The organism is Streptomyces marispadix (assembly GCF_022524345.1).
GTDB lineage: Bacteria > Actinomycetota > Actinomycetes > Streptomycetales > Streptomycetaceae > Streptomyces > Streptomyces marispadix.
This window is the reverse complement of the sequence record NZ_JAKWJU010000002.1, coordinates 2,712,326-2,729,039: the sequence shown is the minus strand read 5'-3', so window position 1 is coordinate 2,729,039 and position 16,714 is coordinate 2,712,326. Positions and strand designations below refer to the sequence as shown.

Genomic DNA, 16,714 nt, shown 5'->3' with positions numbered 1-16,714 from the left:
CCGTCCGTGCGCGCTGTTCAAGCGCCGTCCGTACGGCGTCCGTGGGGCATCCGCGCGGCACCGCATCCGTACGGCATCCCCCGCCGGGCTCGATGAGTTACGCCCCGGCCGCCGGTCCTCCTCCGCATGACTACTCTCACGCTCACCACGTTCCTGTCCCTGGACGGCGTCATGCAGGGGCCCGGCGGCCCCAACGAGGACACCACCGGCGGCTTCCAGCAGGGCGGCTGGGTCGTCCCCTATGTGGACGCCGACCTGGGCACCTTCATCTCCAGGAACTTCGCCGAGGCCCAGGGCTTCGTGCTGGGACGCCGTACGTATGAGATCTTCGCCGCGCACTGGCCGCGCGTCACCGACCCCGACGACCCGGTCGCGACCAAGCTCAACACCCTTCCGAAGTACGTGGCTTCGACGACGCTCACGTCCGCCGACTGGTACAACACCACGCTGCTCGGCGAGAACGTCCCGGAGCGCATCGCCGAGCTGAAGAAGGAGCAGCCGGAGGGCGAACTCCAGATCCACGGCAGCGGTGCACTCGCCCGGTCTCTCATGGCGCACGACCTCATCGACGTCTTCCATCTGCTGACGTATCCCGTCGTCCTCGGCAACGGCGAACGGCTCTTCGGGGACGGTGCGCTGCCGACGGCGATGAGGCTCAAGGACTCCATGACGACAGGCACCGGCATCGCGATCCACACCTATGAACGAGCGGGACGGCCGGAGTACGGGTCGTTCGAGCTGCCGGACGAGGACGCCGCGTACTACGAGTAGGGCGCCAAGAGCATGGGGGAGCGGGCCCGGGGGCGCGGGGTGCGAACCGGGCACCGGGCGTGGCACCGCCTACGCTGCCCGGATGGGGCAAGGCGCGGAGCACGGGGAGCAGCGGCGGCAGCAGCAGAGCCATCGGCGGCCGGGGGCGCGGCCGTTCACCGAGGCGCGGGCGCGGGAACTGCTCGCGTCCGCCGCCGGGCACGAGCACGCCGGGCACGACGAGCAAGCGGTGGCCGGTGTCGGCGCGGCGACCGGTGAGCACGCGGTGCTGCTGGCGCTCGGCGAGAACGCGGTGTTCGCGCTGGACCCGCCCCACGCCCCGGAGCCGCTCGTCGTACGCGTCGGACGCGACCCTTCCCTCCTCGCCCGTGCCGAGCGCGAACTGCGCGTCGCCGCTTGGCTTGAGCAGCAGCGGGTGCCCGCCGTGCGCGCGGCCCGCCCCGAGGTCACCGTCGTGGACGGCCATCCGCTGACTTACTGGCGGCGTCTGCCCGAGCCCGTACGGGAGGCGACACCCGCGGACCTCGCCGTGCTGCTGCGGCTCGTACACGCCCTGGAGACACCGGAGTTCGAGCTGCCGCGCCGCGATCTGCTCTCCGGTGTGGAGCGCTGGCTGCGGCTCGCTGGGGACGCGGTGCCCGCGGCGGACGCGGCGTATCTGCGGGCGCGACGTGACGACTTCGACGCCGCCGTGGCCGAGTTGACCCCCGTACTGCCGCCGGGCCCGCTGCACGGCGACGCACTGCCCCGCAACGTCCATGTCGGCCCGGACGGCCCGCTGCTGGTCGATCTGGAGACCTTCTCCGACGATCTGCGCGAGCACGACCTCGTGGTCCTCACGTTGAGCCTCGACCGTTACGGGCTGGACGAGGCGGCCTACTCCGGCTTCGTACGGGCCTACGGCTGGGACGTGCGGGAGTGGCCGGGCTGTGCGGTGCTGCGCGGCGCACGCGAGACGGCGGCCTGCGCCTGGGTGGCGCAGCACGCCCCCGCGAACCCGGCGGCGCGCCGGGAGTTCGACCGCCGTGTCGAGTCGCTGAGGCGGGACGACGCGGCGGTGCGCTGGTACGCGTTCTAGTCGCGCGTATCGGGCTCTGAGCCGGTGGGCCGGCGCCCGGCGTGGTTGCCGCGACGAGCCACCCGTACCCAGATGATCTCCAGCGCGACAGCCGAAGCCGCTGCCACGGCGAGCGAGGTCAGCGGCATCGCCGTACCCACCAGCCTCAGTGCGAAGAAGCGCTGGAGGACCGGAATGGCAAGCACGACCACGAAGCCCAGGCCCATGGTGAGCACCAGCCCGACCCGCCACCAGCTATACGGCCTGGCGACGATCGCGAGGACCCACATCGCGATCAGGAACAGCGTCAGCGTCGCCACGCTCGTCTCGGCCGCCAGCGCCCCCGGCCCGGCGTAGTGGCCGCGGGCCAGCAGATACGTAGCGAAGGTCGCCGCACCGGCGACGAGCCCCGCGGGCACCGAGTACCGCATGACTCTCCCCACGAAGTGCGGCTTCGCCCGCTCCCGGTTGGGCGCCAGCGCGAGGAAGAACGCGGGGATGCCGATGGTCAGCGACGACACCAGCGTCAGATGGCGCGGCAGGAAGGGATAGGGCACCTGCCAGGCGATCACCAGCAGGGCCAGCAGCACCGAGTAGACGGTCTTGGTGAGGAAGAGGTTGGCGACGCGTTCGATGTTGCCGATGACGCGGCGGCCCTCGGCGACGACGGACGGGAGCGAGGCGAAGCTGTCGTCGAGCAGCACGATCTGGGCCACGGCACGTGTCGCCTCCGAACCGGTGCCCATGGCGACGCCGATGTCGGCGTTCTTCAGCGCCAGCACGTCGTTGACGCCGTCGCCCGTCATCGCGACGTGGTGGCCGTGCTCCTGGAGCGAGCCGACCATGGTCTGCTTCTGCCGCGGCGTGACCCGCCCGAATACCGTGCCGCTCTCCAGCGCCCTTACGACTCCGGGTGCGTCGCCGGGCAGCCGGCCGGCGTCGACGGGGTTGTGTGCGCCCGGCAGCCGGAGTTCGGCGGCCACGGCACCGACGGAGACGGCGTTGTCGCCCGAGAGCACTTTCGCGGCGACGCCCTGGTCGTTGAAGTAGCGCAGGATGTCACCGGCGTCCGGCCGCAGCCGCTGTTGCAGTACGACGAGAGCGGCGGGGCGGGCGCCGTCGACGGCCTCCGGGGCGTCCGGTCCCCGGTCGGTGGCGGCCAGCAGCAGCACCCGCAGGCCCTCGCGGCTGAGCTGCTCGACGTCCGCGGTGGCGGGGTGGCCGCGCGGAAGCAGGACGTCGGGGGCGCCGAGCAGCCAGGTGCGGCGGGTGCCGTCGGGTTCGACGAGGGTGGCGCCGCTGTACTTGCGGGCCGAGGAGAAGGGCAGCGACTGCGCCGTCTGCCACGGGCCGAGGCCCCAGCGGCGGTCCGGGTGCCCGTCGTGTGCGTTTCCGTCGACGCTGCCGGCGCCGTCGAGGCTGCCGGTCCCGCCGGTACCGCCGTCGCCCTTGCCGGTGCGGCTGTTCTTGCCGGTCCCGCCGTCCCCTCCGTCGCTGCCGCCGCCCCCCTCTCCGCCCAGGAGGTGCGCGTCCCGGGGATACGCGTCGACGATGGCCCGCATGCTCGCGTTGGGCCTCGGGTCGGCGGAGCCCAGCGCCGCGAGCACCCGCGCGACATAGGCACCGTCGTACTCGCCCTTCGCGTCTCTGCCCTTCGCGTCTCCGCCCTGTCCGTCTCCGCCCTGCCCGTCTCCGCTCTGTCCGTCTCCGCCCTGCCCGTCTCCGCTCTGCCCGTCTCCGCTCTGCCCGTCTCCGTCCGGCGGGGGCCCGTCCGTCCGGGGCCCGTCCCGGAGCACCCCGTTCCGTAGGACCCGCACCTCGGCCACGTCCATACCGCCCTCGGTGAGGGTGCCCGTCTTGTCGAGGCAGACGACGTCCACCCGTGCCAGCCCCTCGATCGCGGGCAGCTCCTGCACGAGGCACTTCTTACGGCCCAGCCGTACGACCCCGATGGCGAAGGCGATCGACGTCAGCAGCACCAGGCCCTCCGGCACCATCGGCGCGATGCCGCCGACCATGCGGCGCACGGCGTTCTCCAGGCCCGTCTGCTCTACGACGAGCTGACTGAGCACCAGGCCGACACCGGTCGGGACGATCACCCAAGTCACGTACTTCAGCAGGTCGTTGATGCCGTTGCGCAGCTCGGAGTGCACGAGGGTGAAGCGGCTGGCCTCCTCCGCGAGCTGCGCGGCGTAGGCGGCCCGCCCCACCCGCGTCGCGGTGAAGGCGCCGCTGCCCGCGACGACGAAACTGCCGGACATGACGGGGTCGCCCGGCTGCTTGACGACGGGATCGGCCTCGCCGGTCAGCAGCGACTCGTCGATCTCCAGGCTGTCGGCTTCGGTCACCTCGCCGTCCACGACGCACTTGTCTCCCGGGCGGATCTCGATGAGGTCGCCCAGCACGATCTGCGAGGCGGACAGCGAGACGCCCGTGCCGTCACGCCGTACGAGGGGCCGCACCTCGCCGATGACGGCCAGGTTGTCCAGGGTCCGCTTGGCTCGCAGCTCCTGGACGATGCCGATGAGGGTGTTCGCGAGGATCACGAAGCCGAACAGGCTGTCCTGCACGGGCCCCACGAAGAGGATGATCACGAAGAGTACGCCGATGATGGCGTTGAAGCGGGTGAAGACGTTGGCGCGGACGATCTCCATGAGGGAGCGGCTGCTGCGCACCGGTACGTCGTTGATCTCACCACGTGCGGTACGTGCCGCCACCTCGGCGGCGCTCAGCCCGCGCTGCGGGCCGTCTCCGGTGTGCGTCCCGGCGGCCCCCGTCCGCTCCGTCATGCATTCGACGTTACGGGCGTTTCAGGTGCCTTGCCCTGCTTCGTCCGACTCCGTGGCGTCCAGTGCGGTACGCAGCGCGGTGCTCAGCGGGTCGGGCAGCGGATCGCCCTGTGTGGTCGCGACCAGCGCGGCGGCGACCTTGTGGAGCTTCACGTTGGTGCGCTGCGAGACGTCGACGAGTACGTTCCACGCCCCGTCCGGGGTGCAGCGGTAGGCGGCCATGAGGACGCCGTGCGCCTGGTCGATGACCGGACGCGTCTCCATCGCGCGGCGAAGCTGCTCCAGCTCGGCAAGCGGATCCTCCACGTCGCCCATTGCTGCCCCTTATTCCGCTCAGGGTGACCTGTGGCGCACCGCCGACACTGAGAGCTGACGGGCATATGCCCTAACGCTGGATCATACGCATTCCGGTGTTACGGGCGGGAGCCGCAAGTCCCCGTGCGAGCAGGAAGAACGACGCTGTGGGGCACCGTGCACCGGGCATCGCGAGCGAGCGCTCCGTGACTCGGCCATGCTCCGCGCCTCAGCGGGGCACGAGCCCGTACACATGCCGGTAGCGGCGCACACTGCTCCGCTTCAGCCCCGGAAACCGCTGCACCCGCTCCCACTCCGCGGTCGGGCCGCCGATGCCGCGCCCGGGGGCGGCGAGGGCGTCGGCATGGGCCTGCGCGCTCTCCCACTCCGCGTAGTTCAGCACGCGCTCGCCGTCCGTCGAGAGGTGGAAGTGAGCCGAGACGCCGCCGGGCGGCGGCTGCGGATCGGTGCGCAGCGCCTCGAACACCGCGTCCACCCAGGCGCGTTGACGATCTGGGTCCGGGCCGTCGAACTCGACGGAGACGGTCACGACACAGCCCGGCACCCTGCTGTCGCCCTCGGCCCGGCCGCCGCGGTAGTGGCGGTAGCGGCCCAGCCCGAGGCGTTCGATGCCCGGCACGGCGGCGTCGATCTCCTCGTTGCGGGTCCCGCGGTGGTCGCGTACGTAGTCCTCGTAGGCGTCCTCGCCCGTCCACTGCGAGTGGTGCAGCAGGGTCCCGCCGTCCTCGCCCTCGTAGAGGTGGTATCCGAGCAGACCCGGCGACGGCCAGGGCTCCCGCTCCCAGACGGCGGCGATCGCGTCCAGGGCCGCCCGCCCGGCCTCCGGTCCCGGCAGGTGCCATCTGCTGAAGAAGGCGACGCGGGAGTCCTCGCGTGCGGGGTCCGGATGTGCGGTGGTGCGCTCGGTGGCGGTCATGGGCTGCTGCCTCCATGAGTACGGGGGTACGGCAGTACGCCGCGTACGCACGTGGGGCGTACGGGCGGGCGGCGTCACAGGGGCGATGGCAGGGGCGACGGCGCTCATGACCCACGCTCGTACTTGAAGCTCCGTTGAAGTCAAGGGAGCCGGCGACAGCAGGCAGCCAGGCAGCCAGCCAGGCAGACAAGCGGTCAGGAGGAGTCCCGGCCTTCACGCCGCATGGCGCGCTCACGCGCCCGCACGTACCACACCCCGAGCAGCCCGAGGCCCGCGCCGGCGGCGCACGTCCAGATGAACCAGGTGTGCCCGTGGTCCTCGTACCAGCCGTAGAACGGAAGCTGGGCGAGGAAGGCGACGAACCAGACGCCCGTGCCGACCAGGACGGTGCCCATGACCGGGCCCTCCAGGGGCTCGGGGGCTTCGCGCTGGCCGTCGGTCCAGCGGTTCATCAGACCCATCGCCGCAGCTTCCTCTCGCGCTCGTGGTGCCTGTGCCCGTGCGGTGTGCCGCCGGGCGGAGACAGCCGGATCAGCCTATCGAGGGCGCCGGAGGTGGGGGAGGCCGTTGGCTGCGGGCGGTACGCGTCCGTGCCATCGCCATCGGAATCGGCCTCTTCATCACGCTGATCGGCCTCGTCGACTCCGGCTTCGTCACGCGCAATCCGGACTCCGCGAACACCAACGTGCCGCTGGGGCTGGGGCAAGGCGGCCAGTTGAAGGGCTGGCCCGTGCTGGTCTTCGTGCTCGGCGTGGCGCTGATGTTCGTGCTCGTCGTACGCAAGATCAGGGGCGCCATCCTCATCGGCATCGTCACGACGACCGTCGTCGCGATCGTCGTCAACGCGCTCGCGGACGTACCCGACTCCGCCTGGGGCCTGGACGTGCCGAGGGTGCCGGACTCGGTGGTGAGCACGCCGGACTTCGGCCTGGTCGGTCAGGTCAGCCTCTTCGGCGGCTTCGGCGAGGTCGGACCGCTGACCGGCTGCCTCTTCGTCTTCACGGTGCTGCTGTCCGGCTTCTTCGACGCCATGGGCACGATCACCGGCGTCGGCGAGGAGTCGGGCCTCACCGACGAGAACGGCCAACTGCCCGGGATGGGACGGATCTTGATGGTCGATCCGGCCATCGCGGTACCGGCGTTCCTGACGGTGGTCGCGATGCCCTTCACGTACAGCATCACCAACGGGATCGGCCTCGGGGTGCCGGCCCTCATCCTGCTGAAGGCGGTGACCGGGCGGAGCCGTGAGGTGCCGTGGCTGCTGAACGTCGTCGGCGCCTGCTTCCTCGTCTACTTCACGCTCGACCCGATCGAGCAGGCTCTGGGCGTGAAGTGACCTCGTCCGTGCGGGAGTCGGCCTCCTCGCCCGTGCCCCTACGGCTCTTGAGGTCGTGCTCGCACGGTGACGAGCCGAAGAATCGCTCCGTCTCCTCGACCGAGGTCTGGAGCCTTTCGTCGAAGTCGTGGCGCACGAGCGCACGGACCACGTAGTCCTGGGCGCTCATGCCGCGCTTCGCGGCGTGGGCGTGCAGCCGGTCGAACAGATCGCTGTCCATTCGCAGGCTGAGCACCTTCGAGGTCGTCGAAGTCATGCGTCCACGGTCCCGGGAGCGCCCAGGGTGATGCCTCAGATTTCCGTGCGAAGTCACTCGTATGTGTGATCCGGCGTACAGACCGTGACCTTCTCACGGGGTGGTCATTAGACCGGGTAATGAGTTACGCTAACAACATGCCGGAGACATCCGAGCGTCACATCACGGTTCCCGCCCCCGCCGGAGCGGGCGCCGTCGTGGAAACGGGCGCCACCGCGAGCGATCTGGACGCGGCGGCGGTGAACTCGCTGCGTACCGCCGTCATGCGCCTCTCGCGGCGGCTGAAGCACCAGCGGGTCGACGAGTCGCTGAGCCCGACGGAGATGTCCGTGCTCGGCACGCTAGCCCGCTGCGGCTCGGCCACGCCCAGCGAACTGGCCCGCAAGGAGCATGTGCAGCCGCCGTCGATGACCCGCATCGTCTCGATGCTGGAGGCGAAGGGCCTGGTTCGCCTGGAGCCGCACCCCGACGACCGCCGCCAGAAGACGGTCACGCAGACCGAGCGTGCCGAGACGATGCTCGCCGCCAGCCGCGAGAAGCGGAACGCATGGCTGGCAGAGCTGACGGAGCGGCTCGACGACGACGAGTGGGAGCGGCTGCGCGCCGCGGCCCCCGTGCTGGAGAAGCTGGCGCACTCGTAGCCGCGGGGCCGTCGGCCCGGGGCGCCGCGCCCCGGCTCGTGGTGGTCACGGCGTTACGAGAGGCGCTGCGTGAGCCGTCGGACGGCCGCGCCGGGAGCAGGCTGTGCGGTCGCGCGCACGCGGACGTACGGGCGCAAGGACGGACAGGCGCAAGGACGGACAGGCGCGAGAAGGCGCACGCGCACGCGGCCACAGACGCGGCCACAGACGCAGACACAGACGCAGAGAACGAGGAGGCGAAGGCGATTTGAGTACGGGCCACGGAACAGAATCCGCACCCGCACCTGATGACAAGCCACAGAACCCCGAAGACAAGCCACAGAACGCACCGCACGAACGTGCCGCCGGACCGGCGGACACCACGGGCGGCACCGGACACACCGAGGGACGACCGCCGGGCGCCAAGCCGTCGATGTTCTCGTCCCTGCGAATACGCAACTACCGTCTCTTCGCGATCGGCCAGGCCGTCTCCAACACCGGCACCTGGATGCAGCGCATCGCCCAGGACTGGCTGGTCCTCAGCCTCACCGGCTCGGCGACGGCCGTCGGCATCACCACGGCCCTCCAGTTCCTGCCGCTGCTGCTCTTCGGTCTCTACGGAGGAGTCGTCGCCGACCGCTGCGACAAGCGCAGGCTGCTGCTGATCACCCAGTCCGTCATGGGCCTCACCGGGCTCGCGCTCGCGGCGCTGACGCTCAGCGGCAACGTGCACGTCGTACACGTCTACGCGCTCGCCTTCGTGCTCGGCCTGGCCACCGTGCTCGACAATCCGACGCGGCAGACCTTCGTCTCGGAGATGGTCGGCCCGGCCCAGATCGGCAACGCGGTCTCGCTCAACTCCGCCAACTTCCAGAGCGCACGCCTCGTCGGGCCCGCGATCGCCGGCGTGATGATCTCCGCCGTGGGAAGCGGCTGGGCGTTCCTCTTCAACGGCCTCTCGTTCATCGCGCCGCTCACCGGGCTGCTGCTGATGCGTACCGGCGAACTGCACAGCAGCGAGCGCGCACCGCGCAGCAAGGGTCAGCTTCGCGAGGGCCTGACGTATGTGCGCAGCCATCCCGAGCTGATCTGGCCGATCGTCCTCGTCGGCTTCATCGGCACGTTCGGCTTCAACTTCCCGATCTGGCTCACGGCGTTCACACACCGCGTCTTCGAGGAGGGCGCCGGTACATACGGGCTGCTCAACACGTTGATGGCCGTGGGGTCGGTGGTGGGCGCGCTGCTGTCGGCGCGGCGGGGCACCTCCCGCATGCGGCTGCTGACGGGTGCGGCGCTCATCTTCGGGGTGCTGGAGGTCGCGGCGGCGCTCTCGCCGTCCTTCTGGCTCTTCGCCGCGCTGATGGCGCCCATCGGGATCATGGGGCTGACGTTCAACGTCACCGCCAACTCCAGCGTGCAGACCGCCTCGGACCCGGCGATGAGGGGCCGCGTGATGAGCCTCTACATGATGGTGTTCATGGGCGGTACGCCCATCGGCGGGCCGCTCATGGGCTGGGTCACCGACACCTTCGGCCCCCGAATCGGCTTTTTGTCCGGCGGGGTGATCTCGGCGGTCGTGGCCGTGGGCGTCGGACTGGCGCTGGCGCGGGCAGGCGGGCTGCGGCTCCGCGTGGACCTGCGGCGGGGGCACCGTCATCTGACGTTCGTACCGAGGGAGCCGCGGGAGCAGCGGGAGGCCCGGGAATCGCGGGAATCTCGTGAGGGGCGGGAATCGCGGAATCCGGCGCCCGACTCCGAGCGGGAACGGGTGACTTCCGCGGCGTAGCGCCGGGACGTCCCGGATGCCCCGGCTCTGGGGCGTCCCTCGGGGGCCCGCGTCTGGGGCGCCCCGGGCCATGCTGGGGTCATGAGACTCTTCACGGCTCTGCTGCCGCCCGCGCACGTACTGGACGGGACGGCCCAACTGGCGGAGAAGGTCGCGCAGTTGCGTGCCATGGACGGCGCCGGGCGGCTGCGCTGGGCGGACCGTGCCAACTGGCACATCACCCTGGCCTTCTACGGCGAGGTCGGCGACGGACAGCTCGACGGGCTGCGCGAACGACTGTCCCGAACGGCCGCACGCGGGCGCCCGCTGCGGCTGCGTATCGCGGGCGGCGGGCAGTTCGGCCACAGGTCGCTGTGGGCGGCCGTCGCGGGCGCGCCCGCCGAGGAGGGGGCCACGGGTCCTGCCGGTACGGACGGCGCGGCACCCGGCCCGGTGCGTGACGAGGTCCCCGGCCCGGTGCGTGACGAGGCACACGCCCCGGCACATGACCCCGCATACGGCCCGGCCGCCGCCGAGGCGCTGCGCAGGCTCGCCTCCACGACCGCCGCCGCCGGGCGCCGAGTGGGCCTCGGCACGGACGAGCCCCGCCGTTTCCGCGCGCATCTGACCCTGGCCCGCGCGAGATCCTCGCAGCTCGACCTGGGCCCGTATATCGCGGAACTCGACGCGTTCGCGGGCGAGCCCTGGACGGCGGCCGAACTCGCCCTCGTACGAAGCAACTTGCCGGAGAGCGGAGTCCCCGGCGAGCAGCCCCGCTACGAGCGGATCGCCGCCTGGCCGCTGGGCAGATGACGGACTTGGTTACCGTTGGATCCGTGAATACCAAGACGAGGACGCGCATCGTCAGCGGTGCGCTCGTGCTGATGCTCATCGTGGTGGCCGTCGCAGCCGCGGTCGGAGCGTAGGCCCCGGCCGCGGGCTGCGAACGCAGGCCCGGCCACACGGCAGCCGGACCGGCGTGCGGGTGTGCGGTGTGAAGGCCGCGGCGCCCGCCGCCGGTCCCGTCCGTGCCTGCGGCCCTACCAGGCGAACGCCTCCGGCGACGGCCCCGGCCCGGGGAAGATCTCCTCCAGCGAGGCCAGCAGCCCGTCGTCGAGCTCGAGTTCCACGGCGCGCACGGCGGATTCGAGCTGCTCCGGAAGGCGCGGGCCGACGATCGGGCCGGTCACGCCCGGCCGTGAGAGCAGCCACGCCAGTGCCGTCTCGCCCGGGTCGAGGCCGTGCTCCGCGAGCAGGTCCTCGTAGCGCTGGATCTGCTCGCGGACCTGAGAGTTCGCCAGCGTGTCGGCCGAGCGGCCCGAGGTGCTGCGTGCGCCGCCGCCCTCCGCCTCCTTGCGGATGGCTCCGCCGAGCAGGCCGCCGTGCAGCGGCGACCACGGGATGACGCCCAGGCCGTACTGCTGTGCCGCGGGGATCACCTCCATCTCGGCCCGTCGCTCGGCGAGGTTGTAGAGGCACTGCTCGCTGACGAGGCCGTAGGTGCCGCGCCGGGCGGCCGTCTCGTTGGCCTGTGCGATGTGCCAGCCGGCGTGGTTGGAGGAGCCCGCGTAGATGATCTTGCCCTGCTGGACGAGTACGTCGATGGCCTGCCAGATCTCGTCCCAGGGAGTCCTGCGGTCCACGTGGTGGAACTGGTAGAGGTCGATGTGGTCGGTTTGGAGCCTCTTGAGGCTCGCGTCGACTGCCCTGCGGATGTTCAGCGCCGAGAGCCGGTCCTGGTTGGGAGTGGTGTCGCCCTCGGCGGCCATGCTCCCGAACACCTTGGTGGCCAGCACGGTCTTCTCGCGCCTGCCGCCGCCCTTGGCGAACCAGGTGCCGATGATCTCCTCGGTGCGGCCCTTGTTCGCGCCCCAGCCGTACACGTTGGCGGTGTCGAAGAAGTTGATTCCGGCGCTCTGCGCGGCGTCCATGATCGCGTGAGAGCCGGGCTCGTCCGTCTGTGGTCCGAAGTTCATCGTCCCCAGGACGATCCGGCTGACCTTGAGGCCGGTGCGGCCAAGCTGCGTGTACTCCATGTCCGTAGAGCCAAGCCGTTGAAGTGGGCTCGAAGCAAGCTCCCACAGAGCCTCCCGCCCGGGCGGGACCCCCGAGCCGTGCGGGAGACTGTGGCCATGTCTGTGCTGACTGTGCTTCGCCGCCGCGCCGCGCTCCGCCGCCGCGCCGTCGCGGCCGTGGGGATCGGGGGAGCGCTGGGGCTCCTGGTGCTGGGACCTGTGGCGGTGGCCGCCGCCGCGACGGGCCCGGCCACCGCCGCCGCACCGGCCGGCGGCGAGGAGGGCCCCGGCTCGTTCCGTATCAAGGACCCGCGCATCACGGAGTCGAGCGGACTCGCGGCCAGCCGCAGGCACAAGGGCGTCTACTGGACGCACAACGACTCCGACGACGGCCCGTACGTCTACGCCGTGGACTCCTCCACCGGCAGAACGGTCGCCACGGTCACCCTCCGCGGCGTCGACCCCCGCGACGTGGAGGCGATCTCGGCCGGGCCCGGCGGCGAGGTGTACGTCGGCGACATCGGCGACAACCTGGGCGGCGGCTGGAGCGAAGTGTGGATCTACCGCTTCCGCGAGCCGGAGAAGCTGCGCGACACCACGGTCACGCCCACCCGCTACACCGTGCGCTACGCCGACGGGCCGCGCGACGCCGAGTCGCTGATGGTCCATCCGAAGACCGGTCGCGTCTACATCGCCAGCAAGAGCCAGAACAAGAAGGGCGCGATCTACGCAGGGCCGGAACGCCTGGACGCGGCGGGCGTCAACACCTTCCGCCGCGTCGCCCGTACCGAGGTGTGGGCGACGGACGGCGCCTTCTCGCCGGACGGTACGAGGCTGGTGCTGCGCGGTTACTTCGGCGGCGAGATGTTCCGCTGGCGCGACGGGAAGCCGCAGGCACTCGACACCCCCGTCAGCGTGCCCGTGGCGGGGCAGGGGGAGTCGGTGACCTTCACCGGCGACGGGCGCACCCTGATGTGCGGCTCGGAGGGCAAGGGCAGCACCGTGGACCCGCTGGAACTCGACGGCGAACTGCTGCCGGACAGCGTCCCGTCCGGCGAGCGCCAGGCAGACGGCGGCGGTTCACAGGGGGGCGCCGCGGGCGACGGCGACGAGGGGCGGCTCGACGAGAAGAAGGTCGTGGTCGGCGGCGGAGCGATCGCCGCGGTCGTCGTGGTGTGGATGCTGCTGCGCAGGCTGTTCCGCAGAAGCTGACGGGGCGTTCCGCTACGAGACGTACAGCGGGCCCGGACACCGTCGTACGGCGTCCGGGCCCGCGTCGCTGTGCCGTGAACTCGCAGGCGGGGCCTAGAGGTTCTCGACGACGTAGTCCACGCAGCGCGTGAGCGCCTCGACGTCCGACGGCTCGACCGCCGGGAACATCGCCACCCGGAGCTGGTTGCGGCCCAGCTTGCGGTACGGCTCGGTGTCGACGACGCCGTTCGCCCGCAGCACCTTGGCGATCGCGGCGGCGTCGACGTCGTCGTTGAAGTCGATCGTGCCGACGACCTGGGAGCGCTGCGCCGGCTCGGAGACGAACGGCGCGGCGAACTTGGCGTCCTCCGCCCATCCGTAGAGCGTCCGCGAGGACGTCGCGGTGCGGCGCACCGCCCAGTCGAGCCCGCCCTGGCCGTTGATCCAGTCGAGCTGCTCGCCCAGCAGGAAGAGCGTGCTGACGGCGGGGGTGTTGTACGTCTGGTTCTTACGCGAGTTGTCGATCGCGGTCTTCAGGTCGAAGAACGCCGGGATGTGCCGGTCGGACGCGGCGATGCGCTCGGCCCGCTCCAGGGCGGCGGGTGAGAACACGGCGATCCACAGCCCGCCCTCGGAGGCGAAGGACTTCTGCGGCGCGAAGTAGTAGACGTCGCTCTCGCACACGTCCACGGGGAGGCCGCCCGCGCCGGACGTGGCGTCGACGAGCACCAGCGCGCCGTCGTCCGCGCCGTCGACGCGCTCGATGGGCATGGCGACGCCCGTCGAGGTCTCGTTGTGTGTGAAGGCGTAGACGTCGGTGCCGGACTCGCCCCGAGCGGAGGGGTGGGTGCCGGGCTCGGACTCGATCACGGTGGGCTCGCCCAGCCACGGCGCCTGCTTGGCGGCCTTGGCGAACTTGCTGGAGAACTCGCCGAAGGAGAGATGCTGCGACCTGGACTCGATCAGCCCGTGGGTCGCGATGTCCCAGAACGCGGTCGTGCCGCCGTTGCCGAGGACCACCTCGTAGCCCTCCGGCAGCCGGAACAGCTCCTGCACGCCCTCGCGCACCCGGCCGACCAGGTTCTTCACCGGGGCCTGGCGGTGTGAGGTGCCGAGCAGCGAAGTGCCGGTGGCAGCCAGCGCGTTCAGCGCCTCCGTACGCACCTTGGACGGGCCCGAGCCGAATCGACCGTCGGCGGGCTTGATGTCAGCGGGAATCTGGAGATCAGCCACACGGGCAGCCTAGTGCGTTCCTTCACATGGCACCGCAGGTGGTCCAGCGGGTGAGACGAACGCCCTGCTCAGGCGGGTGCGGGCACGGGCTCCCGCTCGCCGGGCGACCGCAGCGACCGGACCCCGTTCAGCGCGCTGAGGGTTCGCGGTCCCCCTCCGCGGGGTGCATGTGCCTCCGCGGAGGGGGCGGCGTCGGAGCTGCTTGTTCGAACTGCCGGCGCCTTCATCAGCCCCGGCACCGCGGGATGCATCGGACGGGTCTCCGGCCGCGGCGCCGTTCAACCTCGTCCGGGGGTCCGGTCCTCGACTACGGCCGTAGTCGCTGCTGTTACGGGCGCCAGTGGGCGGCGGGTTCAGTCCTCGCGGGGGTCTCCACGGACGTCGCGGCCCGTGTCTTCACGGGTGTCTTCACGGGGCCCGCCCCGCCCGATGCGCTTGCCGCCCGGTGTGCCCGGCGTGCCCGGTGCTCCCGGTGCGATCACCACGGCGGGGTCGCGGGGGTGGGGCTCCGGCGCGGACGGGGTGCCTCCGCGCAGTTCGTCCAGCAGCAGCCGCCGAAGGCGCCGTGCGCTGCGCCGGTAGAAGCGGCGCTGTGTGAACCGTCCGAAGAGCAGGAAGCCGAGGCGGATCAGCGGGTTGGCGATCGGCGCACGGCGGGAGTGCCCGGTGATCACGAAGTCCACGTCGCCGGTGGCCAGATGCTTGACGACCTCGTAGACGAGTTCGCCCTCCTCCAGGTGACCCTCCAGCGTCTGGTAGCCCCAGCCCCACACGCGGCGTTCGCTCCCGCCCGTGCCCCTGGTGGTGTCCGTGACGGAGGTGATGCGTACGCCCAGGTCGAAGCGGAGCCCGTAGAAGCGGGCGTCGAGGAGCATGTCGCGGCCCATCAGCGGTGCCCGCAGGTCGTACAGACCGCGCAGGATACGCGGATCGGCGAACTCGTAGTCCCGCACGAGACGGCACGCTCGCTCCCATGGGCCGCCGGCGGCCGGGGCGCCTGGGGGTTCGGAGGCGAGCCGCCGCACATGCGAGTCGAAGTGCCAGCCGGTGACGGGGGCGGAACCGGGCGGCGCCTGGGGGTAGTTGACGTCCGCGCCGCGCAGCGCGCGCAGGGTGCTCAGCGCGCGGCCGCGGCGCAGACGCCCCTCACGGACCATGTGCGCCCCGGACCGCGAAGTTCTGGACCGCGGAGACCCGGACCGCGCCCGGACCGCGACCCGAACGGGACGGACTGCCCCGGCCGCCTTCACCACGAGCGGTGCGGACTGTGTCCGCGCGGCGACTGCTCGGATTCACGCAGCCGCTACTCGGACTCGCTCAGCGACTGCCCCAGCAGCAGCAGCGTGGGCGCCCACAGGCCGACGAAGATGGCGCGGCGCTCGGCGTTGCCCCGCTCTTCCTGGTCGAGGCCCGACGCCCGCATCCACATCGTGAGGCACAGGCCGATCGACCCCATGGCCGCGGCCTGAAAGTGCCGGTTGCGCAGGCCCGTGAAGCGCACCACCGTCTCCGTCGACATCCGCGGCCTCCCGTCCTCAAGCGGCGGCGGGCGCACGGCTCTCGTGCGCCCGAATGGTTCATATGGTGTCATGACACACATGTCGACGCCCCGCGCCGCTCGTCCGCAAGTGCCCTCGCCGATGCGGCGGGCCGGGGCGCTGGCGCGGTTCCCGCTGGGGGTGCTGGTGGTGTCGTGGCAGTACCTGTGGCGGGTGACGGCGCTGCACCGCGGGGAGACGCAGGGCGACGCCGAAGATCTGCCGCCCCCGCTGCCGCCGGAACTCTGCGACGAGCGCACCAAGCCCCTTCCGGACGGCGCCGGTCCGATGTTCCACCGCCGCTTCCGGGTCCGTATCGAGGGTTCGCCGCTCAGTCCCGCGGAGCTGACCGGGGCCGTGACGAAGAACCTCAACCGGGTCGCCCCCTCGTCCGTCGCCGTCTTCCACAAGACCCGCGGCGCTGACGGCCCGCCCGTCGTGGGCGACGAGTACCGGGTGCAGATGCCGGGCCCGTGGGACGGGCCTGTGCGTGTGGTCCACTGCGATCCGGTCTCCTTCCGCTTCGGCACCCTTCAGGGGCATCTGGAGGCGGGGCAGATCGAGTTCCGTTCCCGCGAAGCCGAGGGCGGCGGGCTGGAGTTCATGATCGAGGCGTGGTCGCGTGCGGGCGACCGGCTGGCGCATCTCCTCTACGGGCGGCTGCGCGTGGCCAAGGAGATGCAGTTCAACATGTGGGTGCACTTCTGCCTGCGGGCGGCGGCCGTATCCGGCGGCCGGGTCGTGGGCGGCGTGCAGATCGACACCCGCGACATCCCCGAGGAGCTGTGCCGCCCGGACCGGGATTCGGAGCCCGGGGAGTCCCAGTAGCCGGGGGAGGCTGCCGGTCGCGCGGGCGCAAGCGATGTGACGGCCGCGTGCGGGGCGCGCGATCACGCACGTACTGCCAGGTGA

The 16,714-nt window shown here is 71.5% G+C and carries 16 protein-coding genes and 1 pseudogene; 8 read left to right on the top strand and 9 right to left on the bottom strand.

What is annotated here, in order from left to right; all coding sequences use genetic code 11:
• The first annotated feature begins 126 nt into the window (after positions 1-126).
• Positions 127-771, top strand: a complete 645-nt coding sequence (locus tag MMA15_RS11280; protein ID WP_241058971.1) for a dihydrofolate reductase family protein — start codon at positions 127-129, stop codon at positions 769-771.
• 82 nt (positions 772-853) lie between these two features.
• Positions 854-1,849, top strand: coding sequence for a phosphotransferase (locus MMA15_RS11275; RefSeq protein ID WP_241058970.1), 996 nt, complete (start codon positions 854-856; stop codon positions 1,847-1,849).
• Here MMA15_RS11275 and MMA15_RS11270 read toward each other — a convergent pair.
• From MMA15_RS11270 to MMA15_RS11255, 4 genes are all read right to left on the bottom strand, one after another.
• Positions 1,846-4,617 carry an HAD-IC family P-type ATPase gene (locus MMA15_RS11270; RefSeq protein WP_241058969.1) on the bottom strand — a complete coding sequence of 924 codons (2,772 nt, stop codon included), beginning with the start codon at positions 4,615-4,617 and terminating at the stop codon, positions 1,846-1,848. The genes MMA15_RS11275 and MMA15_RS11270 overlap by 4 nt on opposite strands.
• A 21-nt stretch (positions 4,618-4,638) precedes the next feature.
• The gene (locus tag MMA15_RS11265; protein ID WP_241058968.1) at positions 4,639-4,932 is read right to left on the bottom strand and encodes an ANTAR domain-containing protein; all 294 of its coding nucleotides are present in this window, start codon (positions 4,930-4,932) and stop codon (positions 4,639-4,641) included.
• 208 nt (positions 4,933-5,140) lie between these two features.
• The gene (locus MMA15_RS11260; protein ID WP_241058967.1) at positions 5,141-5,848 is read right to left on the bottom strand and encodes an antibiotic biosynthesis monooxygenase; all 708 of its coding nucleotides are present in this window, start codon (positions 5,846-5,848) and stop codon (positions 5,141-5,143) included.
• A gap of 194 nt (positions 5,849-6,042) precedes the next feature.
• The gene (locus tag MMA15_RS11255; protein ID WP_372498336.1) at positions 6,043-6,300 is read right to left on the bottom strand and encodes a DUF2530 domain-containing protein; all 258 of its coding nucleotides are present in this window, start codon (positions 6,298-6,300) and stop codon (positions 6,043-6,045) included.
• Positions 6,301-6,437: 137 nt separating this feature from the next.
• Between MMA15_RS11255 and MMA15_RS11250 the strand changes: the two are divergent.
• Positions 6,438-7,184: pseudogene (locus MMA15_RS11250) on the top strand (NCS2 family permease); the annotation flags it as partial.
• Here the strand turns inward: MMA15_RS11250 and MMA15_RS11245 are convergent.
• Positions 7,144-7,440, bottom strand: a complete 297-nt coding sequence (locus tag MMA15_RS11245) for a ribbon-helix-helix protein, CopG family (RefSeq protein WP_241058965.1) — start codon at positions 7,438-7,440, stop codon at positions 7,144-7,146. The pseudogene MMA15_RS11250 and the gene MMA15_RS11245 overlap by 41 nt on opposite strands.
• Before the next feature lie 263 nt (positions 7,441-7,703).
• Here MMA15_RS11245 and MMA15_RS11240 point away from each other — a divergent pair, with 263 nt between their 5' ends.
• The 3 genes from MMA15_RS11240 (at position 7,704) to MMA15_RS11230 (ending at position 10,638) form a co-directional block, all read left to right on the top strand.
• Complete coding sequence (locus MMA15_RS11240; protein WP_241063143.1) at positions 7,704-8,081, top strand: MarR family winged helix-turn-helix transcriptional regulator; 378 nt, start codon at positions 7,704-7,706, stop codon at positions 8,079-8,081.
• A gap of 247 nt (positions 8,082-8,328) precedes the next feature.
• Positions 8,329-9,846: an MFS transporter gene (locus MMA15_RS11235; RefSeq protein ID WP_372498226.1), complete on the top strand. Its 1,518-nt coding sequence runs from the start codon at positions 8,329-8,331 to the stop codon at positions 9,844-9,846.
• An 81-nt stretch (positions 9,847-9,927) separates the two neighbouring features.
• Positions 9,928-10,638, top strand: coding sequence for a 2'-5' RNA ligase family protein (locus MMA15_RS11230; RefSeq protein ID WP_241058964.1), 711 nt, complete (start codon positions 9,928-9,930; stop codon positions 10,636-10,638).
• Positions 10,639-10,865: 227 nt separating this feature from the next.
• Here the strand turns inward: MMA15_RS11230 and MMA15_RS11225 are convergent, their stop codons facing one another.
• Complete coding sequence (locus tag MMA15_RS11225; RefSeq protein ID WP_241058963.1) at positions 10,866-11,861, bottom strand: aldo/keto reductase; 996 nt, start codon at positions 11,859-11,861, stop codon at positions 10,866-10,868.
• A gap of 96 nt (positions 11,862-11,957) precedes the next feature.
• On the opposite strand from MMA15_RS11225, the gene MMA15_RS11220 reads away from it, so the two are divergent.
• Positions 11,958-13,052, top strand: coding sequence for a hypothetical protein (locus MMA15_RS11220; protein ID WP_241058962.1), 1,095 nt, complete (start codon positions 11,958-11,960; stop codon positions 13,050-13,052).
• A gap of 93 nt (positions 13,053-13,145) precedes the next feature.
• Here MMA15_RS11220 and serC read toward each other — a convergent pair whose 3' ends face one another.
• From serC to MMA15_RS11205, 3 genes are all read right to left on the bottom strand, one after another.
• Complete coding sequence (gene serC / locus MMA15_RS11215; protein ID WP_241058961.1) at positions 13,146-14,264, bottom strand: phosphoserine transaminase; 1,119 nt, start codon at positions 14,262-14,264, stop codon at positions 13,146-13,148.
• Between the two features lie 353 nt (positions 14,265-14,617).
• Positions 14,618-15,421 carry a DUF1990 family protein gene (locus tag MMA15_RS11210; RefSeq protein ID WP_241058960.1) on the bottom strand — a complete coding sequence of 268 codons (804 nt, stop codon included), beginning with the start codon at positions 15,419-15,421 and terminating at the stop codon, positions 14,618-14,620.
• Between the two features lie 146 nt (positions 15,422-15,567).
• Entirely contained in the window at positions 15,568-15,783 is a 216-nt protein-coding gene (locus MMA15_RS11205; RefSeq protein ID WP_241058959.1) for a hypothetical protein, read from the bottom strand.
• Between the two features lie 79 nt (positions 15,784-15,862).
• Between MMA15_RS11205 and MMA15_RS11200 the strand changes: the two genes are divergently transcribed.
• Positions 15,863-16,630 carry a DUF1990 family protein gene (locus MMA15_RS11200; RefSeq protein WP_241058958.1) on the top strand — a complete coding sequence of 256 codons (768 nt, stop codon included), beginning with the start codon at positions 15,863-15,865 and terminating at the stop codon, positions 16,628-16,630.
• The last annotated feature ends 84 nt before the right edge of the window (positions 16,631-16,714 follow it).